Consider the following 5,809-nt stretch of genomic DNA (forward strand, 5'->3'; position numbering starts at 1 on the left):
TTTTAAATTTGGTACTCGACGGGATTTATTGATCAGTGCGTCAATATCACCAGACTTCACTAACTCTTGATAGCGATAAAATGTATCTCTTGAAACACCCATCACTTTGCATGCTCTGGATACATTCTGAAGCTCTTCAGCTAAATTGAGCAGACCTACTTTGTGTTTAATGATTTGATTGTTAGTATGCAACATAAGAAAGTTACCTTTGTTTGATTAAGATTTCGACACCTTTATCAAAACGGGTAACTTTCTCTTTTTCAAGAAGAATGTACGATCAAGTCTGAACTAATACACCTAACTTAAATAAAAAAAGTCTCCGACAAACCCGGTACGGTTCATTCTTTTCTCAAAATGGACAATGTATTTTTAAAAACGTGCTCATTCCCTTTTAAATTCAATGGTAATGAAACTGATTTAAACATATTTTCTTCAAGCACCCATGGTTCAGGATCTAATACCCATGAGATACGCGTATTCTCCTCCATCCAATGATCTAACCATTGTTCACCCAAGTGAGTAAATGTCATTCGTTTACCCGAACCAACTCGACGTAAAGGAAATCCACTTTGATGAGCAAGTAAAATACCGAGTGTTCGTCTTAATGTAGATCCTTCAGCATTGCCAAAATAATGTGTTCTGAGCCGAGTTTTTAAAGTCGATTTACTATTTGGTTTCCCTTTTTTATCTGGGGAAATACCTGAATACACAAGATAGTATTCCTTAATCTGAATACAGTCCTCTAGCGGAACAATCTCAGGTAAGTTTTTAATCCACCAAAAATAGATGCCATTCTCAGTAGGAATCAGTTTGGAGCTTTCTTGTAAATCAAATCGTGAATAAAGAATATTAGGAAACGAACAGGAATGTATCATTGTTTTTTCCAAAGTACATTCAGCCACTGTTCATCACGATCAGGTCGCTGATCTACTGTAATCCACTGTTTTAACACCCTAACCCCACTCAACTGATCTAACAATTCCTGAGCCTGCTCTTCATTTAAGTCAGTAAACGCCCTACCGCCTTTTACTCTATCTGCTGTTCCATATTTAAAAGACATATAGCACACACCGCCACGGCGTAATGCAGCATGAATACGTTTTAAAACATCAGGGAGTCTATTACGAGCACAATGTAGTAAAGCGGCACATGCCCATACCCCATCATAAACATCTTGTATATCAAGCTCATAAAAACTTTGTTGCTGAACAGCGATACCAGTCAGTTGGGTCGCTCGTTCGACCAATACTTCAGAATAGTCGATAGCATCAACTTGATAGCCTTTATTTTTAAAAGCCAAAGTGTCACGACCTGACCCACAGCCTAAATCCAGGATGCGTGCAGAATCTGGCAACTCAGCTAAAAATGGTTGGTATAGGCTTTCCATATCCACATACAACGTGGCTTGTAAAAATTGATCTGCGTATTGGTTGTAATAGTCTATTGTTTTCATATTGGTTGCTTAGGCTAAACACTGACCCCAGTCTACTAAAAAACAAAAAGATAAGGGAGCATTTGCTCCCTTATCTTTTTAGTCAAATAAATCTGCTCTTACTTCTTCCAAAGCACGATCTGACTTAAAACGATTACATATCGGATGAATAATTGCTCCATTTTCTAAAACACCGTAACCACCTTCTGCTTTCGATTCACGATGATCTACTTCAGTTGATTCAAGGTATAGAGCGCTATCACATACTTCACAATAGCTCCAAGTTTTCCTTTCCTCACGTTGATAAAGATTTCTTTTGGTCGCGAGTGAAAAATTTAGAGGTTTTTTCTTCTTTGTTAGTCTTACTGATTTCACAAAGCTCACAACATCATCCACAATGCTCTCATCATAATCACCACCAAAACGGTCAAGGTAAAAATCATTAAAATTAATATAATCAAATGATTGACTCATCGAAAGAATGACGGTGTTCAAACAAACTTCATCTTCAAAATCTAAATCCATATTGAGTCCAATACAGATGAATGCTTGATACACGTTCTTCAATCGCTCATGCGATCTGATCCCACTACCAAACTTACCTACAGTTTCTTTGATCGCCACAGGAATTTTTTCAATTAAACTTTCAACACCACGGCGTGCTCGGGTAAATCCAATAAAATCTATCTTTTTATTCTGTATTTCAAAACAGTCTTTTTCAATTTCACAGACGATAGAGAACCAGGCCAAAAAGGATGTCACTTGAAAACGATTATCTTTATAAAAATATAGTTTTGGGTGTAAGCCCAAACTTGGAATCCGAATACTAATTGGTGGTGTAGCGATACGACACAGCACAACTCTAAGTTTTAGCATTAAATTTTCTACACGCTGACCTTGGTCTATATTCACAGTATTCTGACTAGTATCACCAAACATGATATTCAGGAGTTCATTGACCAAGCCGATTTTTTTACCGTGTGTTAAATCTGGCTCTAAAAGTATTATCTTAAAAAGATGATCATGAATTTGCTCACCCAAAGTGATCACTTCATTTATCCGCTCGTAATTCAGTTCAGCCAAGTTGGATTTATTATCGTTGATATAACAACACGCATAAATCACATAAAAAGCATCACTTCCCCTATTTTGTAAATGATATTCTTCATCTGGATCTAATCGTTTCGTATCCGAATTGATTGAACAAAAGGCTTTTCGAGCCTCCTCAGGTGTCCCAATGACTTCAATAAAATTAATTTTGGTTGATTTTAATTTTTGCTGAAACTCAGAATCGCTACATAACTCTTGAAAATCAGCTAATCCACCTAATCGATTACGAATCTGACGAATATCTCGTTTTTGTGGTGCCGTGAATTTTGGGGCTCCTATTACTTGCTCATCAATAAAGTATCTTTTGATCCAAGCATAGATAATTGAAATCCTGTGCCCACCATCGATGATATAAATATTACCAGCAGCATCTTTCCAATAGCGAACGCATAAATTGACATTACGATCATTCAAACAGTTTAGAATAAACTCCTGAATTTCAGCAGGGCTCCAACACTCTGTGGAGCGTTGATTGTCTGCTTTATATAGTTTTTCTAGGATCTCATGGTTGGCGAAGTCATAAAGTGATATTTCAAAGTTATGGTGCAGATTTGAGTGCGACATTTCGTCAGGCACCATCATTTTTCTTTGAATAATATTGGTTAAAAGCTTAGTACGGGCCATTTTATTTTCTCTAGGCAATACTTCTCTAGATCTCGTGAGATTACGAAATTTATGAAGTCATTAATTTAAAATTTAAGTAGGTTGTTAGAATTAAAACAGGTGATTAATTCAAAAGTACTTTTTTGCTAGAGATAATAAAAATAGGGATGGGATATTTTTTCATTTGAAGCCTCGTTGATTAATTGTTGTTTGCCAACATCCTTTCCACGAGATGGAGGCAAACCAAATAGGGTGTGGAAATACCGCTCAACGAAACGGCCAGTCAAAGACTGCCCTACTTGGCTTACCATAAAAGCGCCATGTAGACACAAAAGAGCCACTAAAAGCGACTCTTTAGTTCGTTGAGTAACAGGTTTCCACGCCTGGTCACAGATTTTGCTGTAACATCTTTATCTTATGTGCATAAATTCAATTGGTCAAATTTTATGATTAATATTTAATCAATTGATTCAAAAATAATTACCTATATTTTTAGAGGCTTAAGAATACAGATAAGTATCTTATAATTTCTACAATATCTAGTTGCTGTAAACTGATCGCAATGAAATTCTATATATTTAAGCAGCGTGATTTAATAAAGGAAGTAGATTGAAACTGCAAATTTTATCGGATACTCACAATTCGAAATATTCATTATCAGATGAAGCTGACGTCATTATTCACGCTGGGGATTTTTCGAATCGCCTGAGTGGTGCTATTGAATTTGCAGAAACATGTAAAAACCTGAATAAGAACTTTATTTTTGTTTTAGGTAATCATGATTATTACTGCTCAAACTACAATTTAGTCGCAGACTTTTTAAGAGAAAATTATCCTCAAAATGCTCTGCTTGATGACAACCATATCAAGATACAGGATAAAATATTTGTTGGCGGTACATTGTTTACGAACTTTCGTTCCAACTCAGCTCGTACAACCACTAACGAACTGCAAAAATTTAAAGAAGATGCTGAACAATCTATTTATGATTTTGATCAAATCATGATAAGTAGCGATAATCGAACTATAACAGCTGATGACTACATTGCACTATTTCAACGATATCATCAAAATATTATGCAGTTTAGAGGCCAAGATCATGTGATCGTTATTACGCATTTTCCACCGCATTTAGCTTGTCTTGATCCTTATTGGGGTAAGCACCCTGTTGCATCAGCGCTTAACCCCTATTTTATTAATGATTTAGATGTCAAAGGCTTTAAGTTATGGATTTCAGGACATACGCATACATCAATTGATACTGTAGTCGATGGATGCAGATTAGTGATCAACCCTTTAGGGTATCCTCAGGAGCAAGGAAAAAATGGGTTTAGAGAAAATTTGATCATAGAAATTTAAGTATCATACTCGTATTGAAACAATCTAAACTAACTTCAATATCATATAACCTATAGGACTGTTGATTTAGCTTCTACACAATGAACTAGGAGAAGCTCATGTCGATTACTTTAGAGCCAGAAGATGATTGGAAAAATAAAATTGCAGATCAAATACTTAAAAATCTACTCGACATCTATAAAATCCAAGGTAATTCGATTAAAAAATGAAAGTAGATCTAAATGGTGTTTTTTGCGTGGAACAAGAAATATCAACTGAGGACTTACTCAAGAAGTTCTAAGTTTCTCTCATTAAGATAACATCATAAGCTTTAAGGTATTAAAAACTTAACCAAATTGTATCACCTGTAGTTGCATACATAGTCTCAGCAGTTTGTTTTAACATGTCACATTCATCAATTTCTATTGCTAAATCATCACATAGAGTATGATCACTGTCATTGATAGAAATTTCGTGCGATTGAACAACTGTACCATGTTGAATGAGTTTAATTCTATCTTGTCTTAAAAGTTGCTCACCTCTGTAACTAGCACGCATTTGATTTAGAGCTTGAAGACGCCTTTCATTTGTAGTCATTATTATTTTTCTCGACATCAATTGCCTCCTTGATTTTTATCTGAAATTAAGATTAACAAATTACGACATAAATTGAAATTGGGTAATGATCTAGCTATCCGGTAATCCCCCCCTTAAAATCACAGCGATCAAATAAAATTTGATCAATGCATTTAAAATCAGTCCAAAAGTGTGCTGTGGTCGTACACCACTTGAAACTTTACTTGATGGAAAACGGATTTGGGCTGAGAAGAATTTAGCTCAAAAGTAACCTGACAGGCACAATAAAAAATGGGTAACTGTCAGCTCAGGTTTGAGTACAGATAAAAACTAAGATGGGTTGCATCAAATTATTGGAGGAGTTGTATCTCGACTTTATATTTTTTAGAATAATTCAATCTTTCTAATCTTTATGCAACCAAGCCACTAGAATGTTAAAAAAATGTCCTCTTAAGTTGACAAAAATAACTAATCATGCGAAAAAGTTTTTTTAGTTAACAGATGTTCACACATGCCTCGAATTGTTTCTGTACCACTTAGTTTAGAACAGCGAGAACGACTCATTTTTCTGGCCAAGCATGCAAAACATTGGCGTGAAAGACAACGTRCCCAAACTATTCTCTGGCTTTCTGAAGGTAAAAGTGTTGCGGAAGTTGCCACTCTACAAGAACGTATCCCAGAAACCATAAGGCTACAACGCCGACGTTGGGAATTGTATGAGTTTGAATCGATTAAAGAAGGTCATCGCTC

At 35.6% G+C, this 5,809-nt stretch carries 6 protein-coding genes and 1 pseudogene; 2 read left to right on the forward strand and 5 right to left on the reverse strand.

Annotated features, from left to right (window positions below):
* From BJN41_RS13020 to BJN41_RS13035, 4 genes are all read right to left on the reverse strand, one after another.
* Window positions 1–195 (reverse strand): helix-turn-helix domain-containing protein (locus BJN41_RS13020; RefSeq protein WP_034683890.1); only part of this gene is annotated, 195 nt, incomplete at its 3' end.
* Between the two features lie 143 nt (window positions 196–338).
* Entirely contained in the window at window positions 339–887 is a 549-nt protein-coding gene (locus tag BJN41_RS13025) for a GIY-YIG nuclease family protein (RefSeq protein ID WP_201787572.1), read from the reverse strand.
* Complete coding sequence (locus BJN41_RS13030; protein ID WP_070155703.1) at window positions 872–1,453, reverse strand: class I SAM-dependent methyltransferase; 582 nt, start codon at window positions 1,451–1,453, stop codon at window positions 872–874. Before BJN41_RS13030 ends, BJN41_RS13025 begins: the two co-directional genes overlap by 16 nt.
* Window positions 1,454–1,531: 78 nt before the next feature.
* A complete protein-coding gene (locus tag BJN41_RS13035; RefSeq protein WP_070155705.1) occupies window positions 1,532–3,166 on the reverse strand; it encodes an HNH endonuclease in 1,635 nt (544 codons plus the stop codon).
* A gap of 588 nt (window positions 3,167–3,754) precedes the next feature.
* Here BJN41_RS13035 and BJN41_RS13040 point away from each other — a divergent pair.
* On the forward strand, window positions 3,755–4,504 hold the full coding sequence (locus tag BJN41_RS13040) for a metallophosphoesterase family protein (protein ID WP_070155707.1): 750 nt from the start codon (window positions 3,755–3,757) through the stop codon (window positions 4,502–4,504).
* 318 nt (window positions 4,505–4,822) lie between these two features.
* Here the strand turns inward: BJN41_RS13040 and BJN41_RS13050 are convergent, their stop codons facing one another.
* Window positions 4,823–5,098 carry a hypothetical protein gene (locus tag BJN41_RS13050; protein ID WP_070155710.1) on the reverse strand — a complete coding sequence of 92 codons (276 nt, stop codon included), beginning with the start codon at window positions 5,096–5,098 and terminating at the stop codon, window positions 4,823–4,825.
* 472 nt (window positions 5,099–5,570) lie between these two features.
* Here BJN41_RS13050 and BJN41_RS13055 point away from each other — a divergent pair.
* Window positions 5,571–5,809, forward strand: a pseudogene (locus BJN41_RS13055) (helix-turn-helix domain-containing protein); the annotation flags it as partial.

This window comes from Acinetobacter towneri (assembly GCF_001758345.1).
In the GTDB taxonomy this organism is placed as follows: Bacteria; Pseudomonadota; Gammaproteobacteria; order Pseudomonadales; family Moraxellaceae; genus Acinetobacter; species Acinetobacter towneri_A.